Annotated in this window: 25 protein-coding genes, 1 tRNA gene and 1 riboswitch; of the genes, 6 read left to right on the plus strand and 20 right to left on the minus strand. The window is 66.1% G+C overall.

The window, feature by feature from the left end:
- The first annotated feature begins 9 nt into the window (after positions 1-9).
- Positions 10-1,278 carry an MFS transporter gene (locus NAO55_RS05245; protein WP_102841192.1) on the plus strand — a complete coding sequence of 423 codons (1,269 nt, stop codon included), beginning with the start codon at positions 10-12 and terminating at the stop codon, positions 1,276-1,278.
- Between the two features lie 99 nt (positions 1,279-1,377).
- Here NAO55_RS05245 and NAO55_RS05250 read toward each other — a convergent pair whose 3' ends face one another.
- Positions 1,378-2,046 carry a Bax inhibitor-1/YccA family protein gene (locus NAO55_RS05250; RefSeq protein WP_011913132.1) on the minus strand — a complete coding sequence of 223 codons (669 nt, stop codon included), beginning with the start codon at positions 2,044-2,046 and terminating at the stop codon, positions 1,378-1,380.
- Between the two features lie 128 nt (positions 2,047-2,174).
- Between NAO55_RS05250 and NAO55_RS05255 the strand changes: the two genes are divergently transcribed.
- Positions 2,175-2,264: transfer RNA gene (locus NAO55_RS05255), tRNA-Ser, on the plus strand.
- A 261-nt stretch (positions 2,265-2,525) separates the two neighbouring features.
- Positions 2,526-2,798 (plus strand): DUF1652 domain-containing protein, encoded by a 273-nt coding sequence (locus tag NAO55_RS05260; RefSeq protein WP_017245025.1) that lies wholly within the window; start codon positions 2,526-2,528, stop codon positions 2,796-2,798.
- Here NAO55_RS05260 and NAO55_RS05265 read toward each other — a convergent pair whose 3' ends face one another.
- The 3 genes from NAO55_RS05265 to glnT form a co-directional block, all read right to left on the minus strand.
- Positions 2,799-3,428: a TetR family transcriptional regulator gene (locus tag NAO55_RS05265; protein ID WP_102841191.1), complete on the minus strand. Its 630-nt coding sequence runs from the start codon at positions 3,426-3,428 to the stop codon at positions 2,799-2,801.
- Between the two features lie 64 nt (positions 3,429-3,492).
- Complete coding sequence (locus tag NAO55_RS05270) at positions 3,493-4,560, minus strand: putative urea ABC transporter substrate-binding protein (RefSeq protein WP_102841190.1); 1,068 nt, start codon at positions 4,558-4,560, stop codon at positions 3,493-3,495.
- Positions 4,561-4,575: 15 nt separating this feature from the next.
- The gene (glnT, locus tag NAO55_RS05275) at positions 4,576-5,940 is read right to left on the minus strand and encodes a type III glutamate--ammonia ligase (RefSeq protein WP_102841189.1); all 1,365 of its coding nucleotides are present in this window, start codon (positions 5,938-5,940) and stop codon (positions 4,576-4,578) included.
- Between the two features lie 142 nt (positions 5,941-6,082).
- On the opposite strand from glnT, the gene NAO55_RS05280 reads away from it, so the two are divergent.
- Complete coding sequence (locus NAO55_RS05280; protein ID WP_102841188.1) at positions 6,083-7,105, plus strand: alpha/beta fold hydrolase; 1,023 nt, start codon at positions 6,083-6,085, stop codon at positions 7,103-7,105.
- A 3-nt stretch (positions 7,106-7,108) separates the two neighbouring features.
- Here NAO55_RS05280 and NAO55_RS05285 read toward each other — a convergent pair whose 3' ends face one another.
- The 10 genes from NAO55_RS05285 to NAO55_RS05330 are packed head-to-tail and all read right to left on the minus strand — an operon-like array spanning position 7,109 to position 15,594.
- Complete coding sequence (locus tag NAO55_RS05285) at positions 7,109-7,948, minus strand: ABC transporter ATP-binding protein (RefSeq protein ID WP_180981659.1); 840 nt, start codon at positions 7,946-7,948, stop codon at positions 7,109-7,111.
- Between the two features lie 2 nt (positions 7,949-7,950).
- Positions 7,951-8,829 (minus strand): ABC transporter permease, encoded by an 879-nt coding sequence (locus NAO55_RS05290; protein WP_102841186.1) that lies wholly within the window; start codon positions 8,827-8,829, stop codon positions 7,951-7,953.
- Entirely contained in the window at positions 8,826-9,635 is an 810-nt protein-coding gene (locus NAO55_RS05295) for a hypothetical protein (protein WP_102841185.1), read from the minus strand. Before NAO55_RS05295 ends, NAO55_RS05290 begins: the two co-directional genes overlap by 4 nt.
- A 49-nt stretch (positions 9,636-9,684) precedes the next feature.
- Positions 9,685-10,344: a cysteine hydrolase family protein gene (locus NAO55_RS05300; protein ID WP_102841184.1), complete on the minus strand. Its 660-nt coding sequence runs from the start codon at positions 10,342-10,344 to the stop codon at positions 9,685-9,687.
- Positions 10,341-11,102 (minus strand): creatininase, encoded by a 762-nt coding sequence (locus tag NAO55_RS05305; protein WP_102841183.1) that lies wholly within the window; start codon positions 11,100-11,102, stop codon positions 10,341-10,343. The genes NAO55_RS05300 and NAO55_RS05305 overlap by 4 nt, the downstream gene beginning before the upstream one ends.
- Positions 11,099-11,983 (minus strand): DMT family transporter, encoded by an 885-nt coding sequence (locus tag NAO55_RS05310; RefSeq protein WP_102841182.1) that lies wholly within the window; start codon positions 11,981-11,983, stop codon positions 11,099-11,101. The genes NAO55_RS05305 and NAO55_RS05310 overlap by 4 nt, the downstream gene beginning before the upstream one ends.
- Positions 11,980-12,735 (minus strand): SDR family NAD(P)-dependent oxidoreductase, encoded by a 756-nt coding sequence (locus NAO55_RS05315; protein WP_063543143.1) that lies wholly within the window; start codon positions 12,733-12,735, stop codon positions 11,980-11,982. The genes NAO55_RS05310 and NAO55_RS05315 overlap by 4 nt, the downstream gene beginning before the upstream one ends.
- Positions 12,735-13,523 carry an SDR family NAD(P)-dependent oxidoreductase gene (locus tag NAO55_RS05320; protein ID WP_102841181.1) on the minus strand — a complete coding sequence of 263 codons (789 nt, stop codon included), beginning with the start codon at positions 13,521-13,523 and terminating at the stop codon, positions 12,735-12,737. Before NAO55_RS05320 ends, NAO55_RS05315 begins: the two co-directional genes overlap by 1 nt.
- A 1-nt stretch (position 13,524) precedes the next feature.
- Positions 13,525-14,547 carry a fatty acid desaturase family protein gene (locus NAO55_RS05325; RefSeq protein WP_102841180.1) on the minus strand — a complete coding sequence of 341 codons (1,023 nt, stop codon included), beginning with the start codon at positions 14,545-14,547 and terminating at the stop codon, positions 13,525-13,527.
- Positions 14,548-14,592: 45 nt separating this feature from the next.
- Positions 14,593-15,594, minus strand: coding sequence for an ABC transporter substrate-binding protein (locus tag NAO55_RS05330; RefSeq protein WP_102841179.1), 1,002 nt, complete (start codon positions 15,592-15,594; stop codon positions 14,593-14,595).
- A gap of 48 nt (positions 15,595-15,642) precedes the next feature.
- Positions 15,643-15,745, minus strand: a riboswitch (guanidine-I (ykkC/yxkD leader).
- Between the two features lie 165 nt (positions 15,746-15,910).
- Between NAO55_RS05330 and NAO55_RS05335 the strand changes: the two genes are divergently transcribed.
- Complete coding sequence (locus NAO55_RS05335) at positions 15,911-16,141, plus strand: small membrane protein YohP (RefSeq protein WP_146030739.1); 231 nt, start codon at positions 15,911-15,913, stop codon at positions 16,139-16,141.
- Between the two features lie 85 nt (positions 16,142-16,226).
- Positions 16,227-17,504 carry a mechanosensitive ion channel family protein gene (locus tag NAO55_RS05340; protein WP_102841178.1) on the plus strand — a complete coding sequence of 426 codons (1,278 nt, stop codon included), beginning with the start codon at positions 16,227-16,229 and terminating at the stop codon, positions 17,502-17,504.
- A gap of 31 nt (positions 17,505-17,535) precedes the next feature.
- Here the strand turns inward: NAO55_RS05340 and atzF are convergent, their stop codons facing one another.
- The 6 genes from atzF to NAO55_RS05370 form a co-directional block, all read right to left on the minus strand.
- Positions 17,536-19,338, minus strand: a complete 1,803-nt coding sequence (atzF, locus tag NAO55_RS05345; RefSeq protein WP_102841177.1) for an allophanate hydrolase — start codon at positions 19,336-19,338, stop codon at positions 17,536-17,538.
- Between the two features lie 118 nt (positions 19,339-19,456).
- Positions 19,457-23,056: an urea carboxylase gene (gene uca / locus NAO55_RS05350; RefSeq protein WP_102841176.1), complete on the minus strand. Its 3,600-nt coding sequence runs from the start codon at positions 23,054-23,056 to the stop codon at positions 19,457-19,459.
- Between the two features lie 158 nt (positions 23,057-23,214).
- Entirely contained in the window at positions 23,215-23,850 is a 636-nt protein-coding gene (locus NAO55_RS05355; protein ID WP_011913149.1) for an urea amidolyase associated protein UAAP2, read from the minus strand.
- 13 nt (positions 23,851-23,863) lie between these two features.
- Complete coding sequence (locus NAO55_RS05360; protein ID WP_102841175.1) at positions 23,864-24,592, minus strand: urea amidolyase associated protein UAAP1; 729 nt, start codon at positions 24,590-24,592, stop codon at positions 23,864-23,866.
- Position 24,593: 1 nt separating this feature from the next.
- A complete protein-coding gene (locus tag NAO55_RS05365) occupies positions 24,594-25,481 on the minus strand; it encodes an ABC transporter ATP-binding protein (protein WP_102841174.1) in 888 nt (295 codons plus the stop codon).
- Entirely contained in the window at positions 25,478-26,293 is an 816-nt protein-coding gene (locus NAO55_RS05370; protein WP_102841173.1) for an ABC transporter permease, read from the minus strand. The genes NAO55_RS05365 and NAO55_RS05370 overlap by 4 nt, the downstream gene beginning before the upstream one ends.
- Between the last annotated feature and the right edge of the window lie 34 nt (positions 26,294-26,327).

Here is a 26,327-nt window from a genome sequence, read left to right on the forward strand (position 1 = left end):
GGATATCCCATGTCTGTAGCCGACACTTCCGCTTTGCCTGATTCCGTCTACCGCCAGCCAGGCTTTCTGCCGTTTCTGATCAGTCGCGTGCTGGCCATGTTCGCCGTGCAGATCCTCGCCGTCGTGGTGGCCTGGCAGGTGTACGACATGAGTCGCGATCCGCTGTCGCTGGCCTATGTCGGCCTGGCGCAGTTCGTCCCGATGTTCCTGCTGCTGATGCCTGCCGGCGACCTGATCGATCGCTACGATCGCAAGCGCATCCTCGCCCTGAGCTGGGCGCTCGAGGCGATCTGCGCGGCGGCTCTGTTGTGGCTCTCGCTCAGCGGCGGAGCGGTGCCGAGCTTCTATATCGTGCTGGTGTTCTACGGTTGCGCCCGCGCCTTCACCGCCCCGGCGTTGTCCAGCCTGTTGCCGCAGATCGTGCCGCGCGAGCGCCTGGCTGCAGCCATCGCCGCCAACAGCATGATCGTGCGCGGCTCCACTATCGCCGGCCCGGTGTTCGGCGGAGGCCTGTACGCACTGGGCGGCGGTGGGCTGACCTATGCGGCCTGCCTCCTGTTCTTCCTCGCGGCAATCGTGCTGTTGCAACGGGTACCGGTGCGCTACGGTGAGGCCATGCGGGCGCTGGAGGCTACCGCATGGCAGCGCTTCACCGCAGGCGTCCGCTTCATTCGCTCGCGGCCGATCATCCTCGGCACCATCTCGCTGGACCTGTTCGCCGTGCTGCTCGGCGGTGTGGTCGCGCTGTTGCCAATCTACGCCCAGGAGGTGCTGGACGTCGGCCCGACCGGCCTCGGTGCACTGCGCAGCGCCATGGCGCTGGGTGAGGTGATGGTGGGCTTCTACCTGAGCACGCGGCCGTTCAACCGCCATGTCGGCATGACCATGTTCATTGCCGTGGCGGTGTTCGGCCTCGCCAACATGGTCTTCGCGCTATCCAGCCTGTTCTGGCTGTCGTTCGCCGCGCTGTTCGTCGCCGGAGGTGCGGACATGGTGAGCATGTACATCCGCTCGTCGCTGATCCAGTTCTCCACGCCTGACGCCATGCGTGGACGCGTCAATGCCGTGAACATGCTGTTCATCGGTTCGTCCAACGAGCTCGGTGAGTTCCGCGCCGGCACCAGTGCCGCCTGGCTCGGTGCGGTACCGGCGGCACTGCTGGGCAGCTTCTGCACGCTGGCGGTGACCGGCGGCTGGATGCTCGGATTCAGAAGCCTGCGACAGGTAGACCGCTTCGAGGATGCCTCGCCCGAGGCTCAGGCCTCGCGCGCCGGCTGAAACGCGACGGATTGACCGCCCAAACGAAAACACCCTGCGAAAGCGTTGCCTTCGCAGGGTGTCGGATTGCTCGCCGAGGCGGGCAGGTTCAGCGCTGAATCAGTCGTCGCCGCCGAAGATGCCCAGCAGCTGCAGGAGGCTGATGAACAGGTTGTACAGCGAAACGAACAGGCCGATGGTGGCCATGATGTAGTTGCGCTCGCCACCATGGATGATCGCGCTGGTCTGGAACAGGATGCAGGCCGAGGAGAACAGCACGAAACCTGCGCTGATCGCCAGCTGCAGCCCGGTGATCTGGAAGAAGAAGCCCGCCAGCATCGCACCGATCAGCACGAAGAAACCCGCAGTGATGAAGCCGCTGAGAAAGCTCATGTCCTTGCGGGTGATCAGCACGTAGGCCGACAGCCCGAAGAACACCAGTGCGGTCATCGACAGCGCCGAGCTGATCAGCTCACCACCGTTGGCCAACCCCAGGTACATGTTGAGGATCGGGCCGAGCGTATAGCCCATGAAGCCGGTCAGGGCGAAGGTGGACACCAGGCCCCATACCGAGTTGCGCAGTTTGGCGGTAAGGAAGAACAGGCCGTAGAAGCCGATCAGCACCACGAAGATATTCGGGTAGGCGGCGTTGGCCTGCATGGACAGGTATGCCACCAGGCCGCTGAACGCGAGCGTCATGGCCAGCAGCCCGTAGGTGTTGCGCAGGACCTTGCTGACCTCACGCTGTTCGACCTGCGTGTGGCTAAGCGCGTATTCGTGTTCGTGCATGGCGACACTCCTTGGATGAATTCAAGCCTGAGACGATTTGTCCCGGATCATAACAGAGGCAAGTTGGATGCCTAGCATCAGTGTTTGACAGTGTATTTCTATCCGGTACTATTGCGCCCGCTTTATCCGGAAGTGTGGCCGAGTGGTTGAAGGCAGCGGTCTTGAAAACCGCCGAAGGGGAGACCCTTCCCAGAGTTCGAATCTCTGCGCTTCCGCCATCTGTGATCCTGAAGGCCCCGTATTCCGGGGCCTTCAGCGTTTCTGAGGTGCGGAAAATTGGGTGAGAGTGTTCCCATATTGTTCCCATCCGCATCTGACTTTTCCTGGCCCCCAGCGTCGAGCCCGACGTTCCGTTTGGTGCCTGTCCCACCGCGTGCCCGTGATATCTACATCCGGCTTGTGGCGCTGTTGGCAATCGGGCCGCCTGCGAGGCGGCCGGTGCTGCTAGAATCCGCGCCCCGACAAAAGGAGTTGTCGCCATGAAACGATTCAGACAGCCGGAGGCCTTTGCTCTGGTCCAGCAACATTACGAACCGCTGGTGTTCAACGCACGGATGGACTCGCCAACCACGGTGCGCGTGATGTTGCTCGATGAGGCTACTGGCGAATCCCTGTTGCTGACTGGCCTGCCGTGCCGCATCTCGCTATCGCGCGCTGAAATCGCCGGTCTGATCGCCGCCATCGACGCCGATGCTGCCGCGCTCCGCCCCGGGTTGCTGAACAAGCTCAAGCGTTCGCAACGACTCGGCTGATCACAGCGTTCCGCTTGTCTTCTCTGCTGTCTCCAACCCTGGCGCCATCGAGCTCAACAGGCGCCTGGTGAGAAAAGGTGCCTGTTCCCTCAGCGAAAAGAGCTTGGGCGACAGCAGCCAGGTGTGGGCGATACCCATCAGGCTCGAATAGAGCAGCAAGGCCAATGAGCGCGCCGATCCTTCATCCGCGTGCGCCTTGGCAATCAGGTCTTCCAGCAGCTGCACCATGGCACGGGTGAGCTTGCGTTCGCGTTTCAGGGTGCTCGCCATCTGCGCGGTGAGTTCGGTCTTGTTCAGCAGGATCTCGAAGGACTGCCGATACCAGCGCTCGTCCAGCAGCAGGCGAAACCATTCGCCGACGAAGTGCTCCAGCGCAGCCTGTGGGCTACCGGCCAGCTGGCGACTCTGCTCGATCAGCTGCTCCAGCGGCACCTGGGAGTAGGCCAGCACCGCTTCGTACAGCTCGTCCTTGCTCTTGAAGTGCCAGTAAATCGGGCCACGGCTGAAGCCGGCGGCCTCGGCGATCATCGCCAGGGTGGTGTTCGAATAGCCGTTGCGGCTGAACAGCTCGAGAGCCGCGGCGATGATCTTGAGGCGGGTCTGTTCGGCGTCTTCTTTGGTACGGCGCATGAGGCTCCTCGAAATGCGCGGCGGCCACGCAGCGTGCCGGCAAGGCCCGCTGCGTGGCAAGCCCTCACAGGGCGCCGTCGGCGGCCATCTGCATGTAGGTGGTGTCGAAGCGCAGCTTGAGATTGCCCTGATCACCGAGCGCGCCGGCCGGCATGGCGATGCCGACGAAGTCCGCCGAATCGGCACCGTCGCCCAGCAGGCCGTGGTCGAAGGAGAACTTGCGCACGCTGTCCATCGCTTCGTGGGCCGGTTCGCCGGAGATGAAGGCGACCGCTTCGGCTGGCTGATAGAACATGTGGGTGCCCTTGAGTTGCGCCTCGTAGCCGGCCTGGTCGGTGCCGGAAGCTGCGCCCAGCTGGGCGCGCAGCTCGGCGCCTTGCGGCGTGTCGCTGGCCATGATCGCCATCACCTCGTACCAGGCGCCGGTGACCGCCTTGCCGAACGCGGGGTTGTCGGCCAGCGTCTCGCTGTTGACGATCAGCAGGTCCTTGACGTGGCCCGGCACGCTGGCCGAGTCGAAGACCTGATGTGCATCCGGTGTGGCGGCGACTTCCTGCAGCAGCGGACTCCAGGTCGCCACGTTGCGTACATCGGCCGTGCTGAAGGCAGCGACGATGTCGGCGTCCGAGGTGTTGACCACCTGCACGTCCTTCTCCGACAGGCCTACGCTGTCCAGCGCCTTGGCCAGGATGTAGTGCGACACCGACAGTTCCACCAGGTGCACCTGCTGGCCCTTGATCTGTTTGAGATCGCTGGTGCCCTTCATCACCAGGCCGTCGTTGCCGTTGGAGTAGCTGCCGACGATCAGCGCGGTGGTGTCGACGCCACCGGCCGCCGGAATCGACAGCGCATCCATGCTGGTGGCGACCACGCCGTCGAACTGGCCGGCGCTGTACTGGTTGATGGACTCGACGTAGTCGTTGATCTGGCTGATGTTCACCTCGATCCCATACTTGTCGGCCCATTTCTTCATGATTCCCGACTCGTCGGCGTACTTCCAGGGCATCCAGCCGACGTAAATGGTCCAGGCCAGGTTGAAGGTCTTTTTCTCCTCCGCCTGGGCCAGCGGGGAGAGGGCGGCGAGGGCAATGGCCCCGGCGCAGAGCAGCTTTTTCATCATCGTGCCGTGCATGGCGGTACTCCCGGGTCAGAAGAACTTCAGATAGCGCTGGATTTCCCAGTCGGAAACATGGGTGTGGTAGGCATTCCATTCGTCGCGCTTGAACTCGACAAAGGCCTGGTACATGGCATCGCCGAACACCTGGCGCGACAGCGGGTCGGCCTCGAAGGCGTCGATGGCTTCGCTGAGGGTGCGCGGCAGGGTCTCGATGCCCATCTGCGCGACCTCCCGTTCGCTGTAGTGATACATGTTCTCGCGGTGCGGCTGGCCCGGATCGAGCTCGTCGCGGATGCCCTCCAGGCCGGCGGCGAGGATCATCGCGGCACCGAGGTAGGGGTTGCAGCCGATGTCGGCGGCGCGGCATTCGACCCGCGCGCCCTGGGATGGAATGCGCAGCATGTTGGTGCGGTTGTTGTTGCCGTAGCAGCAGAACACCGGCGCCCAGGTCGAGCCAGACATGGCACCCTTGCGGATCAGCCGCTTGTAGCTGTTGACCGTAGGCGCGATGACCGCGCAGATGGCCTTGGCGTGTTTCAGCACCCCGGCGATGAAGTGATAGGCCAGCGGGGTCACGCCGCAGCCGTAAGGGTCTTCGCCATCGACTTCGAACAGGTTCTTGCCGGTCTCGATGTCGGCGAGCGACATGTTGTAGTGCGCGCCGCTGCCGGTGCGGTTGGCCGAGGGCTTGGGCATGAAGGTGGCGAAGGCGCCGTGCTTGCGAGCGATCTCGTTGGCCATCATGCGGAAGAACACGAAGCGGTCGGCCATGCCGAGGGCGTCGGTGTACTTGAAATCGGTTTCGAACTGGCCGTTGGCGTCCTCGTGGTCGAAGGAGTAGACGCCCCAGCCCATCTCGTTCATCGCCTGCACCAGTTCGTCGACGATGGGCAGGTTGTCCATCAGCAGGCGCGGGTCGTAGCAGGGCTTGGCCATGTCGTCGCGCTCGGAAATGGGCGCGAAGCCGCCATCCGGGGTGTCCTTGAACAGGAAGAACTCGGTCTCGATGCCGAGGTTGAAGGTATAGCCCAGCGCTGCAGCGGCTTCGGTCTGGCGCTTGAGGATGCCGCGCGAGCAGGCGTCGAAGGGCTTGCCGTCCAGGTAGAGGTCGCTGGCGAACCAGGCGAGATCGCGGTTCCAGCTGCACTGGGTGGCGGTCGCCGGGTCTGGCATCGCGGCCACCTCGTTGTCGCTGATCTCCTGCGGGACGCCGTCCAGCGCCGCACCGGTGTAGAGCTCGGAGCCGCGGAGCATCTGGCCGAGATGGGCGATGGGGACGAACTTGCCCTTGATCACGCCGTGGATGTCGACGTAGCTGGCCATCGCGTACTTCACACCCTTGTCCTGCAACTGCTGTTTCAACTCCTCGACGGAGGAGAGGGGAAAGCTGGTCATCGGCTTGCGCTCCTTGGAGTCATGAATGGCGGCCGAGGCCGCTGGCACGATTCCTTCATCCAATATACATGCCAGTGTGTATAGAAACGGGCCGACGCTGGTGCCGCCTGGCGCCCTCCGTGCCACTGCAGGAGTCACGCAGATGATTGAAATAAAAAGGGAAAAGAAATTTTTTGCGCTGGGCGAAATGCGCCTCGAAAACGGCGAACGCCTGCGCAATGCGCGGCTCTGCTATCAGGTAGTGGGCACGCCGAACCGCGCGCGGGACAACCTGGTGCTGATTCCGAGCTACTACGGCGGCACACATTGGGGCAGCCTGCCCCTGCTTGGTGCGGATAGCCCGCTGGCAGGCGGCGATTACTGCGTGGTGCTGACCAACCTGTTCGGCGCAGGCTGGTCGACTTCGCCGAGCAACGCAGCGCCAGGGCAGGAAGGTGCGGACTTTCCACAGGTGAGCCTGCTGGACAATGTGCACGCACAGAAGGCGTTGCTCGATCGGTTGTATGGCGACGACTGGCAGCTCGCCCTGGTCAGCGGCTGGTCCATGGGCGGCATGCAGACGCTGTTCTGGGCAATGGCCTATCCGGAACGGATGCGTGCCATCCTGCCGTTCTGCTGTACGGCACGCTGCTGGCCGCACAATCGGGTGTTTCTCGAAGGGGTGAAGGCGGCGCTGTGCGCCGACGCCGCCTGGCTGGGAGGGCGCTACAGCGTGCCGCCGGAACGAGGTCTGCGGGCTTTTGGCCGTGCCTATGCCGGCTGGGCCTATTCGCAGGCGTTCTATCGTCATGAGCTGTGGCGCGAGCTGGGTTTCGAGAGCCTTGAGGCGCTGCTCGACTACTGGGAACAGGATCATCTGGAGCAGGACGCCAACGACCTGCTCTGCGTGCTGCATACCTGGCAATCGGCCGACCCGGCCCGCAGTTTCGCTGCCGGCTCGCTGGCCGAAGCGCTGGGGCGCATCCGTGCGCGGACCATCCTTATGCCCGGCAGCAGCGATCTGTATTTCACCGTCGAGGATGCCCGCCACGAGGCCGCGCTGATTCTGGGTGCCGAGCTACGGGTGCTCGAATCGGACTGGGGCCATTGCGCCGGCGGGCCGGGCCGCAGCGCGGCGGCCATGCGCCAGGTGTTCGCGGCAATGGCCGAACTGCTTGGCCGCTAGCCTTCAGCCGGCCACGGCGCTGAGTTTGGCCAGCTGCTCGAGGTCGGTCTGCATGCCAGAGGTTTCGCGGATGCGGGCGAGGATCTCGCGCTTGAGCTCGGTGAATTCCGGCGAGAGCTTCATATCCTGGTGGCGCTGGGCCGGCAGCGGCACCTCGTAGATGGAATCGATGCGCCCGGGGCGGGGCGCCATCAGCACGATGCGGCTGCCCAGATAGATGGCTTCTTCGACATCGTGGGTGACGAACAGGATGGTGCTCTTCTCCAGCCGGTGCACGTGACGGATCAGGTCGTGCATGACTTCGCGGGTTTGCGCATCCAGCGCGCCGAACGGCTCGTCCATCAGCAGTGTCGCGGGTTTGGGCAGCAGGGCGCGGGCAATGGCAACGCGTTGCTGCATGCCGCCGGAGAGCTGGCTGGGGTAGGCATCGGCGAAGCGCGTCAGACCCATCAGGTTGAGCAGGGCATCGGCGCGGCCGGCGGCGGACTCCACGTCTCCATCGTGGCGCACGGTATCGCCGATCACCTTGAGCTGGCGGCAGAACTTGATGTTCTGCATCACCGTCAGCCAGGGGTAGAGGCTGTAGTGCTGGAAGACCATGGCGCGGTCGACGCCAGGGCCGTCGATGGGCTTGCCGTCGAGCAGGATCTCGCCACGGCTCAGCGTTTCCAGCCCAGCGATGATTCGCAGCAGCGTGGATTTGCCACAGCCCGACGCGCCGACGAAGGTGACGAACTCGTTGGACTGGATATCCAGGTCGATCGACTGCAGCGCCTGCACCTCGCGGCGCTCGCTAACAAAGGTCTTGCCGACCTGGCGGACACGAATCTTGGCATCGGACATGGTCATTTCCTCATCCAGGGAAAGGCGCGGCGGTGCAACCAGCGGAAGGCCTGGTCGGTGAGCAGGCCGATCAGACCGATCAGCAGGATGCCGGCGAAGATCTTGTCGGTGTGCATGTAGCGCTGCGCCTTGAGGATGGCGTAGCCGAGGCCGGAGTTCGCCGCGACCAGTTCGGCCACCACCAGATAGGTCCAGGCCCAGCCGCAGGTGATGCGCAGGGTGTCGAGCAGCGCCGGTTTGGCCGACGGCAGGATCACCAGCTTGACGATCTCGCTGCGGTTGGCCCCCATGGTCTGCGCCGCCTCGATCTGCGCCATGGGCACGCGGCGCACATCCTCGGCGACCATCAGCACCATCTGGAAAAAGGTGCCGATGAAGATGATCAGCACCTTGGAGCCTTCGTCGATGCCGACCCAGAGCATCACCAGCGGAATGAACGCCACTGCGGGCATGTAGCGGATGAAGTCGGTGAGCGGTTCGAGAAAGGCCTGCACCGGCCGGTAGGTGCCGATGTACAGCCCCAGCGGCAGGGCGATCAGCGCCGAGGCGCCGAAGCCCGCCATGACCCGCCAGACGCTGATGCCGATGTCCCCCAGCAGCCCTTCGCTTGTCCACCAGCGGCCGATGCGTTCGAGCACCGCGCCGGGGCTGGGCATGAACATCGGGTCGGCAAGGCCAAGCGCGGTCCACAGCCACCAGATGATGAAGGGCAGGCTCAGCCCGGCGCCGGTCAGCAGCCAGGCGCTGCGCCGGGATATCTCGCCGCGAATGCGCCAGAAACTGCTCTTGCGCACCACCTGTTTGGCCGGTGTGGCCGGTGTTGCCGTATGTCGCTGCTGCGCGGCAGTGGCAGCGGAGGGGATGCTGATCTGCGCTGTCATGCGGGAACCTCCTGTGAAACGGTGGGCACATCCAGTTCGACGCGTTGCCAGCCGCCGGCCGCCGGATAGCGACCGAGGGCGGCAAGGTCCGCGGCGGGCAGGCTGGCGGGGTCGGCGAAGTTCCAGTAGCTCGACAACAGGGCGTCGCCGACGCGGCCGGGCAGCGTCGAATGGGTGATCTGCCAGGGTGTGGCGCCGTTGCGGTGGCGGCCGAAGGACAGCTCGCAGGCCAGCAGCTGCGGCCGCAGCGCGGGGCCGACGGCGGCCAGCTGGTCACGCAGATGCCCCGAGCTGGCCGGCAGCAGAATCGGCCGCTCGGCGGCGAACAGGAAGTAGTCGCCCGCTACCAGCAGGCAGGCCTGGCGGGCTGGCTGCTCCGCCGCGCGCAGCCAGATCCCCCAGTTGCGCCCCTGCGATTCCGGCAGGCGCTGCCAGCTTTCGTGATAGCTGCCGTCCAGCCCGTCTTCCAGTAGCCGTTCCGGGTTCTCGAAGCGCATCAGGCCGATGTCCGCAGGCCCGCCCGGCGGCTGGAAGTCGATCAGCCGATGCCACTGGCAGATATCGCCGTTGACCTCGGTGATGCCGGCAAAGCCGGCCTGTTCGCTCAGCGCCAGCTGCTGGGCATGGCTGCAGGTTTCAAGCGAGGCGGCTGGCGGCAGTGTCTGTGGTCGCGGCAGGCGGATATCGGCGTGCAGACGGGCGGTCTGCAGCCAGTAGACTTCGCTGGTTTCGTCGCGCAGGCCGGCCGTGGTGGTCAGCAGGCGGCGGCGCCAGACGCCGAGATAGGCATCGGGAACGGTTTTCATGGGTAATGCTCCGCAAATAGCGTGCTTCGGACGCGATCAGGCTGAGAAGTCATGGCGATACATCCAGCTGGTTCAGCAGCCGATGGCTGTCGATCACGCTGCCGAACAGGCCGCCTTCCACCTCGATCATCGCCAGCGCAGCCGCATGCAGTTGCGGGTCGGACGAGGCGCAGGCGTCGCGGACGGTCAGGCAGTCGAAGCCAAGGTCGATGGCCTGGCGCAGCGTCGAGGCCACGCAGACCTCGGTGGTCACGCCGGTCAGGATCAGCCGCTCGATACCGCGACGGCGCAGGATCAGTTCGAGATCGGTATGGGCGAAGGCGCTGTAGCCCGGCTTGTCGATCACCGGCTCGCCGGCGCGCGGTTGCAGCTCGTCGATCAGGTCATGACCGAATTCGCCGCGCACCAGCAGGCGGCCGAGGGGGCCGGGGCTGCCGATGGCAGCGCCGGTGGCCTGGGCGCGGCGGCGTTTGGGCTCGGGCAGGTCGGAAAGATCCGGTCGATGGCCTTCACGGGTGTGCACCACCAGCATGCCCACGCCGCGGGCGCGATCCAGCAGCGCCTGGATCGCCGCGATCGGTGCGCGCAGGCGGCTGACGTCCATGCCGGCCTGGTCGGCGTATCCGCCCAGCGCGCAGAAGTCGCGCTGCATGTCGATCACCAGCAGCGCCGTATGCTCGAGGAACAGCGGGTTCGTCGTCAGGCTCACAGGGCGAACTCCTTGCACACCGCGGCGGCGATGCCTTCGACGATGTCGTGGGCCAGCCGCTGGCCTTTCGCCGCGCTGGAGCCTCTGGCCGAGGACAGCACCCCGGAGGGCGGCACCCATTCGGTACGGGTGGGGTACATGTCGTAGGGCGGAAAGTCGGCCGGGGCGTCGTCGGGAATCTTCTCCAGCGCGACCAGTTGCGGATGGAAATGCAGCATCAGCGAGGTCTCGATCACCGCGGCATGCTCTAGCGCGAAACCGGGAAAGCCGTTCGGGAAGACATCGGTCAGGGTCTGCTCGCGGCAGAAGTCCCAGTGTTCCAGACGCATCACTTCCAGCCCGGCGCCCGGTCCGAGGTCGCGCAGCGCCAGCTGGATGCCTTCGGCGACGAACCACTGGTTCTCGTAATGGCCGAGCACCAGCACCAGGCGGCGCACGCCGTGGCGGTGGAACTCCCGCACGGCGTCGCGCACCAGAGCGCTCAAGGTCGCGCCATCCAGGCTCGTGGTGCCGCAGAAGTGCTGGCCGCCGCCGCATTTCGGTTGCGACTTGTAGCCGTATGACAGCGCCGGTGCCACCAGACCGCCGACCCGCGCCGCCACGTCGGCGCTGATGGCGCTGGCCAGCAGCGCGTCGGTGCCCAGCGGCAGGTGCGGGCCATGCTGCTCGGTGGCACCGCAGGGCAGAAAGACCACGGCGCCTTCGCGCACGCGGCGTTCGTAATCGACCCAGCTCAGTTGATCCATGTGCACGGTCATGCGCAGGTGCTCCTTGTCTCGATTGAAAGGGGACGTTCCGGCCAGCCGGCGATCAGCGCGGCGGTGGTGATCAGGGCGGCGCCGAGCCATTCGTTCGGGCCTATGGCGTGGCTGCCGAACCAGGCGGACGACAGCACCGCGGCGATCAGCTCGAACACCACCAGCACTGCGGCGCGGCCGGCTTCCAGATGAGTCAGGCCGTACTGCACGGCGGCCATGCTGACCAGCCAGCCGAGCGCGAGCAGGGCGATCTGCCAGCTCAGGGTCAGATCAAGGGGCGGAAGTGGCTGGCGCAGCAGCAGGCAGAACAGCCCACCGAGCAGCGCGCTGCCGACGAAACTGACCAGCGCCTTGCTCGCCAGCGGCACCCGGTCGGCGGCACGAGTGGCGAGATTGTTGAGGCTGAAGGCGAGGCCGGCGGAAAGCGCCAGCCAGTCGTTCGCGCCGGGCGCGTCCAGAGTTTCACCCGTGATGCCGAGGGTCAGGCCGATGCCGAGCATCGCCAGCCCGAGGGCAAACAGCCGTGTGCCGCTGAGGCGTTCGCCCAGCAGCAGCCAGCCGCCGACCATCGCCCACACCGGCGCCAGGTAGAACAGCAGCATCACCCGCACCACGTTGCCCTCGGCCAGGGCGGTAACCAGGGCGGCGGTGGCCCAGCCACCGCACAGGCCCATGGTGAGCACCTGGCGATACTGGCTCGCCCACTGGTGGCGCTGCTGCCAGAGCACCGGCACAGCCAGCAGGCTGAGCAGCGAATAGGTCAGCAGCACCAGCGGCATGCCGGCCAGGCCGCGGGCTGCGAAGAACTGCAGCGGCAGCCAGCCCAGCCCCCACATGATGGCGCCGCCGATCAGCATGCCCTGTGGCATCAGGCTGTTCATGCGCCCATCCAGGAGCCGCCGTTGGGCCCGAGCAGCTGTCCGGTGAAATAGCTCGCCTGCGGCGAAAGCAGGAAGACGATTGCCGCCGCGACTTCCTCCGGCGTGCCCAGGCGCGCCATGGGGATCGCCAGCTCCTTGGCCATCCACTCGTCGCTCATGTGCTCCGGGCTGACCATCGCCGTGGCGATGGGACCGGGCGCGACGCCATTGATGCGGATGTCGTCTGCAGCGAACTCGCGGGCCAGTGAGCGGGTCAGGCCGATCACCCCGGCCTTGGCCGTGCAGTAGGCGGCGTACTGTTCGCGGCCGAGAAAGCCGAGGTCCGAGGCGACATTGACGATGGCGCCGCTGCGCCGCGGCTGCATCTGTGCCAGTGCATGCCGGCAGCAGCGGTAGACGCCGGCGAGATCGACGCCCAGCACCCTTGCCCAGTCGGCCTCGCTGGTTTCGAGAAAGGGCTTTTCCAGGATCACCCCGGCGTTGTTGACCAGCAGATCCAGCGGTCCCTGCGCCTCGATGGTCTCGAACATTGCCGCGACTGCAGCCGGATCGCTGACATCGGCCTCGATGGCCCGGGCGCAGCCGCCGCTGGCGATGATCTGCTCGACCACTCGTTCCGCCAAATCGTGTTGATCGCGATGGTTGATCCAGACCCGCGCGCCTTCGGCGGCCAGCGCGAGTGCGGTGGCACGGCCGATACCGGTTGCCGCGCCGGTGACCAGAGCGGTCTGTCCGGTAAAGATGGCAGCCATCAGTGCATCACCTCGCCGTGGCTGACCGACAGCGCCTGCCCGGTCAGGGCGGCGGCCAGCGGTGAGCCGAGGAACAGGAAGGTGCCACCCAGATCGGCCGGTGTCAGCAGCTCCGGAATGGCCTGGTTGGCGAGGATCGCCGCCAGCTCGGCGCTGTCGCTGCGGCCGTTGGCATCCGCCATCACCTGCAGCGAGCGCATGGCTGCATCGGTGCCGATCCAGCCGGGGCACACCGCGTTCACCCGGATGCGCCGCGGGCCCAGCTCCCAGGCCAGCGAGCGGGTCAGGCCGACCACCGCGTGCTTGCTGGCGACATAGGCGGAAAAGCCCGGCACGCCTTTCAGACCCCAGATGGAGGCCTGGTTGATCACGCTGGCGCCGGCGCGCAGGCGTGGCAGCAATGCGCGGGTCAGGCGCTGCATGGAACCGACGTTGTTCTCCAGCAGGGCCGACCAGCGCTGATCGGCCTCGAAGCTGCACTCGCCCAGCGGCGTGGCGTACTCGACGCCGGCGTTGTTGATCAGCACATCGGCGTTGAGGCCGCGGCAGGCGAGGTCATCGGCGTACTGCTGCACCGCCTGGCGATCGCCCAGGTCCAGAGCGGTGCAGTGCAGCGGCGTCTCGCCAGCGAGTTCGTCGGCGAGCCGGGCGAGGGCGTCGGCGTCACGGTCCAGCAGCTCCAGGGTGGCGCCGGCAGCGGCGAAGCTCTGCGCCAGACCCTGGCCGATGCCCCCGGCGGCGCCGGTGATGACCACGCAACGGCCTCGGTAATCCAGTGCCTTGTGCATGTCACACCGCCGTCAGGAACGAGACGCCCACGGCGCCGTAGAAGTTGTCGGCCTTGTTCGGCCCTTCGCTGACCACCCCGTAGTCATCGTCCAGCACGCGGCGTACGCGGTAGCGGTGGAAGCTGCCGAGCAGCTTGCGCATCGGGATGACCTGGTTGTAGGTGCTGCCGTACAGCTCGGCGTGCAGCTTGGGCAGGCGATACCAGGGCGCCACCGGCTTCTCGTGGTGGGCGTTGTGGAAGGAAAAGTTGAGCAGCAGCAGGTTCAGCGCCGGCCAGCGCTCGGAAACCACGTTGCTGTAGGTGTTCTGCTGCTCGTAGCTGCGGTCGCGGCGCTTGTCCTCCGGCAGCTTGCCACCGTCCTCCAGTACGGCGAAGGCCTCGTAGGTGTGCTGATAGGCATCGGCGAAACGCAGCACGCTGAGCATGATCATCCATGCAACGGCGTAGAGCAGCACGGCCTTCGGCGATAGCACCGCGAGCCCGGCAAAAAGCAGCGTGCGAATGGCCAGCACCGCGGCGACCTTGCCGCGCCGGGCGCGGTGCTTGTCGTTGTCGGTGATGAAGGGCAGGGCGATCACGTAGAAATGCATGATCAGTTCCACCGCCGGCACATAGGCCCATTCCAGCGCCAGCACCAGCTTCTGGAACCACAGCGGGCGTGCCTTGAGGAAGGACTTGCTGTCGAAGGTGATCACGTCGGCGCGGTCGACGTGGTGGCGCATGTGCTTCTTGCGCAGGTCCTGGAACTCGGCGTAGCAGCTGCCGCACAGCCAGCTGCAGACATTGCCGGCCCATTCGTTGTGCTTGGGCACGCTGAAGATGGCGCCGTGGGCGAATTCGTGGATCAGGTAGGCGGCGATGATCATGCCGTGGGCCAGCAGCAACGTGCCCAGCGCGTTCAGCCAGCCATTCGGGGCGAACAGCAGGGCCAGGCCACCGCCGTAGGCGAGTGCGGTATAGAGGATCGCCAGGGTATTTGGGACGCGGCCATCGGCGTAGCGGTACAGAGGTTTGGCGTTCATGGTTTTCTCCAGCACGGGCGGGCTTGCGGCCCGCCCGGCGTCGGCTTACTGGGCGAGCGCTTCGGTGAACTGGGCGTCGTAGGTCTGGCTGAAATCGGGGATGCTCGGGATCTGCCCGTTGTCCTTGAGCAGCTTGGCGATGATCGCGCCGCTGCCATGGAAGGAATGGGTGTCGTCGCCCGGGGTGAAGCTCTTGCCCATCTCCGCGAGCGGAATGTTGTAGGCGCCGGCCATCTGCTCGACGGCTTCTTCGGCGCTGACGCCGAGTACCTCGCCGATGATCTCAGCCGACTCCTCGGGGTGCGCCTGCATGTAGGCCAGGCCGTCGAGATAACCCTGGATCATCGCCTTGATGGCGGCAGGCTTCTTGGCGATCACCGCCTCGTCGAAGACCAGCACATCGGTGATCAGCCCCGGTGCGTCCTTGGATGAATAGACCACCTTGAATTTGTCGCCGCCGCCCATGGAGAGGATCTGCGAGACGTTGGGCTCGTAGGTCACGCCGACCGGCAGGTTGCCCGAGGCCATGGCGCCGGGGATGCCTTCCGGGGTCATGTTGACGGCATCGATGTCCTTGTCGCTCATGCCGTTCTGCTGCAGCGCGTAGGCCAGCAGGAAGTCCGACGGCGACAGCGGGTTGAAGCCGACCTTCTTGCCCTTGAAGTCAGCGACCGACTGAACCGAGGCGTCGGCGACGATGGCGTCACCGCCGTTGGAGAAGTCGATGGGCATCACCACCCGGTGCTTCAAGCCCTTGGCGACCGAGGCCACTACCTGGTCGTAGGTGAGCATGCCGCCGTCCAGCGCGCGGCTGAGCATGGCGGTGGGGATCAGTGCCGGGTCGTTGAAGAACTGCAGCTCAACGTCCAGGCCATGGGGCTTGTACAGGTCGAGCTTGTCGGCGACGTAGAAGGGGCCATAGCCGGCCCAGACCACGGTGCCGATCTTCAGCTTCTCGGCGGCCTGGCTGGCCAGCGGTGAAAACAACGTTGCGACGGCCAGGCCGGCGGCGAGGAGGGTCTTGTTCAGCGAGCGCAGTGTGGACATGGCGTGATTTCCCTACACATTGGAATGACAGGCACGGGATGACATCGCGTCTCCCGGGCTTTTATCCCTCCGTGTAGTCCCGTCCCTGGGACCGGAGAACTCTCGGACCAGCGCCCACTCCCTGTGAGCCGGAACCCTAGTTCTCCTTGAAGTTGCTCCTGATTGTGCCAAGCGTCATGAGTGCCGGAGGCGACTCATCCCGTGCAAGGGGGATAGAGCAGTTTGCGTGCCAGATACCGTGAAATTGTCGCCAGGCCACGTCTGGCGCTGCTTGCCCGCGCTTTGCGCTTCCAAGCGAGGCAAGCCGCGTGCGCGAATGCAGGTCAGCGCAGAGGCTTCGCGCGCTGCAATGGTGCCGCGCAGACGGGTGGCGACGCGCAGTACCGGACGGAAAATCCTGAACGATGGGGATAAGGCTCAGTCGGAACAAGTGAACCCACGCAAAAACGGGAGCACCGCAATGCTGAAATTTCTCGGAAGCACCGTCGGCATCATCTTTCTCATCGGCCTGATCGTCGTCTTCGGCCTGTTCGCGCTGATCTTCTGACCACTCCTCGAGCCCTGAGCCGCGGCCGTCCTTCGGCCGACTCGGGGTTGCGCATCCATCCAGACCACCGTTCGCGCTTTCATCCATGACCGCTTTTTCGTCGCCTGCCCTTGCATTGCTGCTTGCACTGTTGGCGCTGCTGTCTCCGCCGCCGGTCAACGCTCAGGTCGATGACGGTCTGGCTACGGTGCGCCTGGATGGGCGCGCACTCTTTCGCATCGGCGGTACCGGCGAGCTGGAGGCGCGCCAGCGGGCCCGTCTGATCGAGCGGCAGCTGCTGGCCGTGCTGGAGGTTCCCGAAGGCATTGCCAAGGCGCGCATTGCCCCGGCGGGGGAAAACGGTGAGGCGCGGCAGATAAGCGTCGCCGGCCGCACCTTGATGCAGGTGTTCGAAGACGACGCACAGGCCAACGGTCAGACGCTGGATGCCCAGGCCCGGAAGTGGGCCTCGGTGCTGGAGACCGCACTGGTACAGGCCAGTACACGTCGTACCTCGGAGCGCGCGCGCTTCGTTACCGATGTGCGCGCCAGCGTCGATACCGCCTTCGCACGGCTGGTGGAGGCGGCCGTCAGCATCGTGCCTCGGGCACTCGCTGCGCTGCTGGTCATCGGCGTATTCTGGGCCCTGGCGGCCGGCGTGCGGGGGCTGACCCGGATCATTTCCGAGCGGTTGGTGCGCGATCGTACGGTCGAGAACCTGATCAAGCAGGTCAGCTACTACACCGTCTGGTTGCTGGGCCTGATCGTCGCGGCCACCGCTTTCGGATTGGAGCCCAGCACGTTGGCAACTGGCCTCGGCCTGACCAGTCTGGCGCTCGGCTTTGCGCTGAAGGACATCCTCTCAAACTTCGTCAGCGGCCTTCTGATCCTCACGCTGCGGCCGTTCAAACTTGGCGACCAGATCGTCATCGGCGATACCGAGGGCACCGTCGAACGTATCGAACTGCGTGCCACCCAGATCCGTACCTACGATGGTCGCCGCGTACTGGTACCCAATGCCGAGACCTTCACCTCGCGGGTGACCAACAACACCGCCGCTCCGGTGCGCCGGGCCAAGGTTTTGTGTCATCTGGGGTATGGGGTCGAGGTTGCGCAGGTGATGGCGCTGTTGAACGCAGCAGCCCTGGAAACCGAAGGGGTGATCGATACGCCGCCACCCCTCGTCGTGTTACTGGAACTGCGGGCTGATGGGCTGACGTTCCAGCTCAACTTCTGGTGCGACTCGAGGCGGTCCGACTTCATGCAGACTGCCTCGCGGGTGCGCATCCGCGTCATCCGTGCCCTGCGCGACGCCGGCGTGGACCTGCCGGACCCGGGCGCGAGTACCGTAAGGTTGCTGGACGAGCCGCCTGAACAGTCGTGATCACCAGAGAAGATGGCTGCGTGGCAGTGCTTCAGTTACGGCTGGCCAGCCAGGCTTTCCAGCCGCCAAAGCGCGTGATGTCTTCGGCGCCGTCGAGGCCGTAAGCGTCGCAGATAAACCCGGTTTCCCAGCGCCCATCCGCCAGCTGCACCTTGCCCAGGCCCAGCGGCGCGGGAATGCCAGTCAGTAAGGAGCCCAGCTCGCTGCTGGGAATGTCCCAGACCTCCACGGCAATCGCCGCGCCATCCTCGGCGACGCGCACCATCCCCGGACGCAACAGCGGGCCGCCGGCCAGGGCGTAGAGCCTGTAATCCGGCGAGCTTTGAGTGGCTTCGAGCAGCCGACCGCCGCGCTGGCGCAGCTGCCAGTTCAGCGGTAGACCATCGAGGTGCGCACCGCAGACCACCACGTTCGCTCGGTCGTTGCGTGCCGGATTCCGCGGCACGGGTCCGGTGATCGCGTTGCCGCCGACCAAGGTGAGATCGGTCTGGCGTTGCAGCGCATCGGCCAGACTCAGCAGGTATTGGTCGGTGAACACGCGCCCGAACAGCGTCACGCCCCAGGGAAGGCTGTTGTGCATCACGGCGGCCGGTACGGCTACGGCGGCGTAGTCCAGCATGTTCATGAAGTTGGTGTAGTAGCCCAGGTCCGAATTGCGCTTGACCGGTTCGGCATGAAGTTCGGCGAGCGTCACCGGGCGCGGGTAGGCCGGGGTCAGTACGCAATCGACTTGAGCCATGATCCGGTCGCAGATGGCCTTGAGCTGCTGCAGGCGGTATTGCGCGCGGAACAGCCCGACCGCCGTGGTCCCCGGGGCCTTTTCCAGTACCGCCCTGATGACCGGCAGCACGGCGTCGGGCTGCTGCTCGATCAGCGCGCCCGCCACGCTGTAGCGCTCGGCGACCCAGGGGCCTTCGTAGAGCAGGCGTGCAGCTTCGAGAAAGGGCTCGAAGTCAATCTCCACCGGCTCGCCGCCGATGGCTTTCAGATGCTCGATTGTGGCGGCGAACAACGCCGGGCTTTCCGCGCAGCCGAGAAATTCGGGGTGCTGGGGTATGCCGAAGCGGAAGGTCTTGATCTGGCCGAAGGCCGAGCCGTCGTTCCACAGCGGGTTGGCGCGGCTGTACTCGTCGCGCGGATCGAGCCTGGCGGTGAGCGCCAGCAGCTGGCTGGCTTCGGCCGCCGTGGCGGTGAAGAAGGTCACGCAGTCCAGCGTGCGGCAGGCCGGGACAACGCCGGCGGTGGAGATCAGCCCTTTGCTGGCCTTCAGGCCCACCAGGTTGTTCAGTGCCGCCGGCACGCGGCCGGAACCGGCGGTATCGGTGCCCAGGGCGAAGCTTGTCAGCCCCAGCGCCACGGCCAGCGAGGAGCCAGCGCTGGAGCCGCCGGAGGGGTAGTCCGGGTGCACCGAGTTGCGGCATTCGCCATAGGGCGAGCGGGTGCCGTTGAGGCCGGTGGCGAACTGGTCGAGGTTGGTCTTGCCCAGCGGCACCGCGCCCAGGGCGATCAGCTGCTCGACGATCGTCGCGCTGGTTTCGGGCGTGTAGGCGAAGGCCGGGCAGGCGGCAGTGGTGGTGACGCCGGCCAGGTCGATGTTGTCCTTGATGGCGAAGGGGATGCCGTAGAGCGGCAGCTCGGCGGGCGTCTTGCCGTCGAGGGCGGCCAGGTAGGGCTCGAGCTCCTCGGCGCTCAGCAGGTGGATGAAGGCGTTGAACTCGCCGTTAAGCGCCGCGGCCCTGTCGCGCAGTTCGAGGATCAGCTGGCGCGGGGTGGTGGTGCCTTCGGCATAGGCGGTGCGCAGGGTGGCCAGGCGCAGGTCAAAAGTCGTGGTCATCTCATGTCCCTCGTAGGGTGGAAAACGGCGAAGCCTTTTCCACCGCGATGTTCGTTGCCGGCCCGCTGGGCCGGTTGGTGGACAGGTAAAGCGCTGTCCACCCTACAGTTGCTTGGGCTCACGCCTCCTCGATCACCACCACCCGCTGGCCGGCGCGCACCGGCGAGCCGGGCTGGGCGCGGACTTCCTTGACCACGCCGGCAACCGGCGCGGTGAGCGGGATTTCCATCTTCATGCTCTCAAGAATCACCAGCACGTCGCCGACCTCGACCCGCGCACCCTCGGCCACAGAGACCTGCCAGAGATTGCCGGCGATATGGCTCTCGATGCCGTGCTGGCCGGCGCCGAGCGGGGTGTCTTCGCCCAAATCGGCGGCGACTTCCTCGCTCTCGAAATGCGCCTGACCCGATTCGATCCAGCGCTGGCGCTCGGCGTCGAAGGCGCCGCGCTGCTGGCGGCGGAAGGCCTCGATGCTGTCGGCCTCGGCGGCAAGAAAGTCCTGGTAGTCGGACAGGCGCAGCTCGGTGTTCTCGATCTTCAGCGGGTAGCGGCCCAGCGGGAAGTCGCGGCGGATCCTCAACAGCTCCTCCGCCGAGACCGGGTAGAAGCGGATCTGGTCGAAGAAGCGCAACAGCCACGGCTGGCCGCCGAACGCCTCGACCGCGCGGTAGCGGTTCCACATCTGCAGGGTGCGGCCGACGAACTGGTAGCCGCCCGGGCCTTCCATGCCGTAGATGCACATGTAGGCGCCGCCGATGCCCACCGAGTTCTCCGCGGTCCAGGTGCGCGCCGGGTTGTACTTGGTAGTGACCAGGCGGTGGCGCGGGTCCAGCGGGGTGGCCACCGGCGCGCCGAGGTAGACGTCGCCCAGGCCCATCACCAGGTAGCTGGCGTCGAACACGGTCTGAAACACCGCCTGCAGATTCGGCAGGTCGTTGATGCGGCGGATGAACTCCAGGTTGCTCGGGCACCAGGGCGCGTCCTTGCGCACCGTGGTCATGTACTTCTCGATGGCCAACTGGCAGGCCGGGTCGTCCCAGGACAGCGGCAGGTGGACGATGCGCGACGGTACTTTCAGATCCTGCGCGGCGCACATCGCGTCCCATTCACCGGCGACGATGTCGAGCAGAGTCTGCAGCGCCAGGGTTTCCGGCTGGTAGTGCACCTGCAGGGAGCGGATGCCGGGAGTGAGGTCGATGACGCCGTCCAACTGCTTGGCCTCCAGCGCCTGCATCAGCGCATGGCCACGGAAGCGCAGCACCAGGTCCAACTCCGGTTGGCCGATTTCCAGCAAGAGGTGGGTGTCGCCGGAGAGGCGCGCGACCAGGCGCGTATCCGCCTCGCCGATATCCAGCACGATGGGCGATTGCAGCGCCACCGGCACGCACGGCACCGGCGCGGCGGCAAGACTGGCGCACTCGATGTTGGCTGCCTGGGCCAGCTTGCGTGCGGTAGCTACGTCCACCGGTACGAAACGCACTCTGTCGCCGGCCTTGAGCTGGCCGAGCTGCCAGAGGTCGGCTTCGATAATGGTCACCGGGCAGACGAAGCCGCCCAGGCTCGGGCCGTCCGGGCCGAGGATCACCGGCATGTCGCCGGTGAAGTCCACCGCGCCGATGGCGTAGGGGTTGTCGTGGATGTTCGACGGGTGCAGGCCGGCCTCGCCGCCGCTCTCGCGCACCCACTCGGGCTTGGGTCCGATCAGGCGCACGCCGGTGCGGCTGGAGTTGAAGTGCACTTCCCAGTCGGTGCCGAAGAAGGTCTGGATATAGCCCTCGGTGAAATACTCCGGCGCGCCGTGGGGGCCGTAGATCACCCGGATCTCGCGCACCGCCGGCAGCTCGCTGCACAGCTCGGCGGCGAGCCTGGCGCCGGCAGACGAGTCGCTCAGCGGAGCCAGGTGCAGCACGTCGCCGGCGCGCAGGGCGCGGCCGCCGTGGCCGCCGAACTGGCCGAGGGTGAAGGTGCTCTTGCTGCCCAGATACTCCGGCACCTGCACCCCGCCGCGCACGGCCAGGTAGGAGCGCGCACCGGCGCCGGCAATAGTGCCGATGGTCAGGGTGCGGCCGGCCGGGACGAAAATGGCGGTGCACATCGGCTGTTCGACGTCATCGAGCTTCACGGGGATCGCGGCGCCGGTCAGCGCCACCACCGCGTCGGTGTTGAAGCGCAGGATCGGTCCGCTCATGGTGATCTCCAGCCCGGCGGCGTCCTCGGGGTTGCCCACCAGGGCGTTGCCCAGGCGCAGCGCGCGGCTGTCCATCGGGCCGGACGGCGGCACGCCCACCGCCCAGTAGCCGAGGCGGCCGGGGAAGTCCTGCACGGTGGTCTGGGTGCCGGCGCTGATCACCTCGAAGGTATCGGCCTTGTAGCTGAGGCCTTCCAGACAGCGGGTCCAGGGGTTGCCGCTGGCGAATGGGGTGAAGGCAAGAATCTGGCGCAGATAATCGCGGTTGGTTTCCACACCGTAGAGCAGGGTGTCGCCGAGGGCGGCGTCCATCGCGACGCGGGCATCCTCGCGGCTCGGGGACCAGGTGATGACCTTGGCGATCATCGGGTCGAAGTAGGGCGGGATTTCGCAGCCGGCCTCGACCCAGGTGTCGATACGCAGGGCTTTGCCGTCGGCTGCAGGGAAGCTCGCGGCGGTGAGCAAACCGGGGCTCGGCTGGAAATCCCGGCCCGGGTCTTCGGCGTAGACGCGTGCCTGGATCGCGTGGCCGCTGGGCTTGAGACCCTTCACCAGCTCGGCCAAAGGCGGCAGGTCGCTGGCGGCCAGCTCGATCATCCAGCGCACCAGATCGACGCCCCAGACCTGCTCGGTGACGCCGTGCTCCACCTGCAGACGGGTGTTCACCTCGAGGAAGTAGAAGCGCTGGGCTTCGGCGTCGTAGACGAACTCCACGGTGCCGGCGCTGCGATAGCTGACCGCCTTGGCCAGGGTGATCGCCGCCTCGCACAGGGCCTCGGCCATGCCGGTCGGCAGGTTCGGCGCCGGGGTTTCCTCCAGCACCTTCTGGTTGCGCCGCTGTACCGAGCAGTCGCGCACGCCCAAGGCGATGACTTCGCCGGCGCCGTCGCCGAACACCTGCACCTCCAGGTGGCGGGCGCGTTCGATGTATTTCTCGATGAACACGCCCGAATCGCTGAAGTTGTTCTGCCCCAGACGCTTGACCGCGTCGAAGGCATCAGTGAGCTCCGCCGCCGAGCGGCACACGCGCATGCCGATACCGCCACCGCCAGCGGTGCTTTTGAGCATCACCGGGTAGCCGACCTGCTCGGCTGCGCCGAGGGCATCGGCGAGGCTGCCGAGCAGCTCGGTGCCCTCCAGCATCGGTACGCCGCGTTGTTTGGCCAAGGCGCGGGCGGTGTGCTTGAGGCCAAACACCCGCAGCTGTTCCGGCGTCGGGCCGACGAAGGCGATCCCGGCGGCCTCGCAGGCTTCGGCAAACGCCGCGTTCTCGGAGAGAAAACCGTAGCCGGGGTGGATGGCTTTCGCGCCGGTTTCACGGGCGATGCGGAGAATTTTCTGCGCGTCCAGATAAGTCTGTGTGGCCGGGCCTTCGCCCAGGCTGTGGGCCTCGTCGGCCTGCTGCAGATGCAGGCTGGCGGCGTCGGCCTCGGAGTAGACGGCGACGCCGTTCACATTCAGGTTGCGCAGCGTACGCAGGATGCGGCAGGCAATGGCGCCGCGGTTGGCGATCAACAGTTTGTCGAACATGGTCAATAACCCTCGAAGGGCTGGCGGGCCGTCCCGCCTTTATTCATCAGTGCCACGGCCGTCCGTGGTTGGGGAGGGTTTCTTCTTTGCCGGCCGCTGGGGTCGCTGCCCGGCGCGTGCCTGCAGCAGCGGCAGCAGGTAGCGACGCAAGAGCGGGATCAGTTCCACACCAACACCTCGGCCGGCGTCGGGTTCCAGCCGTTGCAGGGGTTGTTCAGCTGCGGGCAGTTGGAGATCAGCACGATCACGTCCTGCTCGGCCTTGAGCTCCACATACTTGCCTGGCGCGGAGATGCCGTCGGCGAACGTCAGGCCTCCTTCGGGCGTCACCGGCACGTTCATGAAGAAGTTGATGTTGGCGCCAATGTCGCGCTTGGTCAGGCGACCGTCGTTGAGGCTCGCGCGCAGGAAGTTGTCACGGCAGCTGTGCATGTAGCGCTTGTCCAGCGCGTAGCGCACCACGTTGCTCTCCTGGGCGCAGGCCCCGCCGAGGGTGTCATGGCGGCCGCAGGTGTCGGCGGTGATGGTCAGAAGCGGATTGCCGAGGTTCGAATAGAGCACCGTGCCGGTGGTGAGGTAGACGCGGTTCTGCCGGCGCAGGGTGCGCTGCGGGTCGTAGCGCTCGCGCGGGTTTTTCGCGCTGAAGAACAGGGTGTCCACCGCCTGGTTGCCTTCGAGATCGAGCAGGCGCAGGGTCTGTCCGGCCTTGACTTCGAACAGGTACGGTTCGCCGGCCGGGATCACATGGCGGAAGGCGGCGGTTTCGGGGTGCAGGCTGCTTTCGGTAAGGCTCATCGCGGCCACCTCCTCAGATGTACAGGCGTTCGGTGTTGTGAAAGGCACGGCCGTTTTCCGGGCGCGAGGTGCGGCAGAGCACGCTGATGCCATCGCTCTCGACCTTGTGCCAGGACAGCTTGACCGGCCTGGGCGCGTACGCCGGGTTCGGGTCCAGCGGATGTTGCAGGGCGGTGAGGATCACCAGGGTGTCCATCGGTGCGTACAGTTCTATGTAATCGCCGGCCTTGGAGTGGCCCTGGTGGAAGGCGAAGGCGCCGTCGGCAGTGACGTCCACCCGGCTGAACAGGTTGAGCACCATCAGCAGGTCCTGGACGTTCAGGTTCCACTTGCCCATTTCCACCAGCAGGTTGTCGGTGCCATTGCGGAAGAAGCCGTTGCGCAGTTCCTGATAGCGGCCGATGCCGTACTTCTCGCCGACTTCATCGGCGTTCAGCACGCCGCCGAAGCTGTCGTGCCAGCCGCAGGTGTCGGCCGTGATGGCGGCGAGTACGCGCCCCATGTCCGAGTACAGGCAATGCCCGGCGGTGAGCTTGGCGGTGTGCTGGCCCTTGAGGGTATCCGGCAGGTTCAGTCGCTCGCTCTTTTCCTGGGCGTTGAGCAGCATCAGGCTGACGTTGGCGCCGCCTTCGAGATCGGTCAGACGCAGCAGTTGGCCACGCTTGAGGATGAAGGAGGTGTGGCCGCCGCCAGGAACGGTTTCCTCATACAGCGTGGGGCGGATCGCGAGTGAAGCACTCATGTCAGGCTCCTTGATAGGCAGTGCGAAAAGAGTCGGCGAGGGCGGTCGGCAGTCCTGCGGACGCGCCGGGAGCATGGCGGCCCTCGTGCAGCGGAATGTCGTAGGTCACCCGTGCGCCATAGGCACCCGGGGCGTGGGGATCGATGCGCGGCTTGTCGAAGACCAGGATGCGGCTGCCGAGGGTGAAGCCTTCCGAGAGGTCATGGGTGACCATGAACACCGTCAGCCGGGTTTCCCGCCACAGTTCCAGCAGCAGCTCATGCATGTCCTTGCGAATGCCGGGGTCGAGGGCGCCGAAGGGCTCGTCCAGCAACAGCACGCGGGGCTTCATCACCAGCGCCTGGGCGATGGCCAGTCGCTGTTGCATGCCGCCGGAGAGCTGTGCCGGGTACTTGTCCAGCGCATGGCCGAGGCCGACCTTGTGCAGCATCTGCGCAGCCTGCTCACGAGCATCGCGCTTGCGGCGTCCGAGCAGACGACCCAGCAGCGGGGCGCGCGGCAGTTCCAGGCCGAGGGCGACGTTGTCCAGCACCGTCAGGTGCGGAAATACCGAGTAGCGCTGAAAAACCACGCCGCGGCTGGCGTCCGGTTCGTCTGCCAATGGCTGGCCATCCAGCAGGATCTCGCCACGGCTGGGCGCCTCCTGGCCGAGCAGCAGCCGCAGGAAGGTCGACTTGCCGCAACCGGAGGCACCGACCAGGGTGCAGAACTCACCTTCGGCAATCTTCAGGTTCAGGCGCTCCAGCACCACCTGGTCGCCATACTGCTGCCAGACATTCCTGACCTGGATGAACGGTCTGGAATCGCCTGCGCTGCGGCTTATAGGTGCGTCGTGCTCCAGGTGGGCGATGGATCCGCCCGCAACGGCTGCGCTCTTTCTGTCGCTCATGCCTTGGCTCCTTCATACCAGGGGAACAGCAGCTGGGTCAGGCGCCGCAGCGAGAAATCCATGGCCCACGCCAGCAGGGTGATCCAGGCGACGTAGGGCAGGATCACGTCCATGGCCATGTAGCGGCGTACGAGGAAGATGCGGTAGCCGAGCCCGTCCGTGGAGGCAATGGCTTCGGCGGCGATGAGGAACAGCCAGGCCGAGCCGAGCACCAGGCGCAGGCTGATGAGCAGGCGCGGCAGCAGCTGCGGCAACACCAGGCGCAGGATCAGCGTCCAGGTGTTGGCGCCGAGGGTCTGCGCCTTGATCAGCAGTTCGCGGGGTATCTCGCGAGCACGCTGCTCGAGGTCGCGGGCGAGGATCGGGGTGATGCCGATGACGATCAGCATCACCTTGGACAGCTCGCCCAGCCCGAACACGATGAACAGGATCGGCAGGATCGCCAGTGGTGGCACCATCGACAGCACGGTCAGCAGGGGCGACAGCGGCGCACCGAACAGCGGCAGGGTGCCGGCGGCGACGCCCAGGCAGAGGCCGGCCACGGCGGCGATGGCCAGTCCGCTACCGAGGCGCTTGAGACTCGCGGCGGTGTCCTGCCAGAACAGGTAGTCGCCCGAGCGTTTGTCCGGGGTGAAGGCGAGGCGTTCGACAGCCGCGCTCATCTGGCCGAAGCTGGGCAGGAGCTTGTCGTTGGGATTGATTTCCAGGCGCTGGGTAGAGCTGGTCAGGTACAGCGCCAGCAACAGGGCGAAGGGCAGTATGGCCAGAGCAAGCCAGCCGCTGCGGCTCGGCGTTCGATTGATCAGGCGCATGGGCAGGTGCCCCACTGCGAGGCAGCCGCGGGGG

Origin of the sequence: Stutzerimonas frequens (genome assembly GCF_024448335.1) — a bacterium.
GTDB lineage: Bacteria > Pseudomonadota > Gammaproteobacteria > Pseudomonadales > Pseudomonadaceae > Stutzerimonas > Stutzerimonas frequens.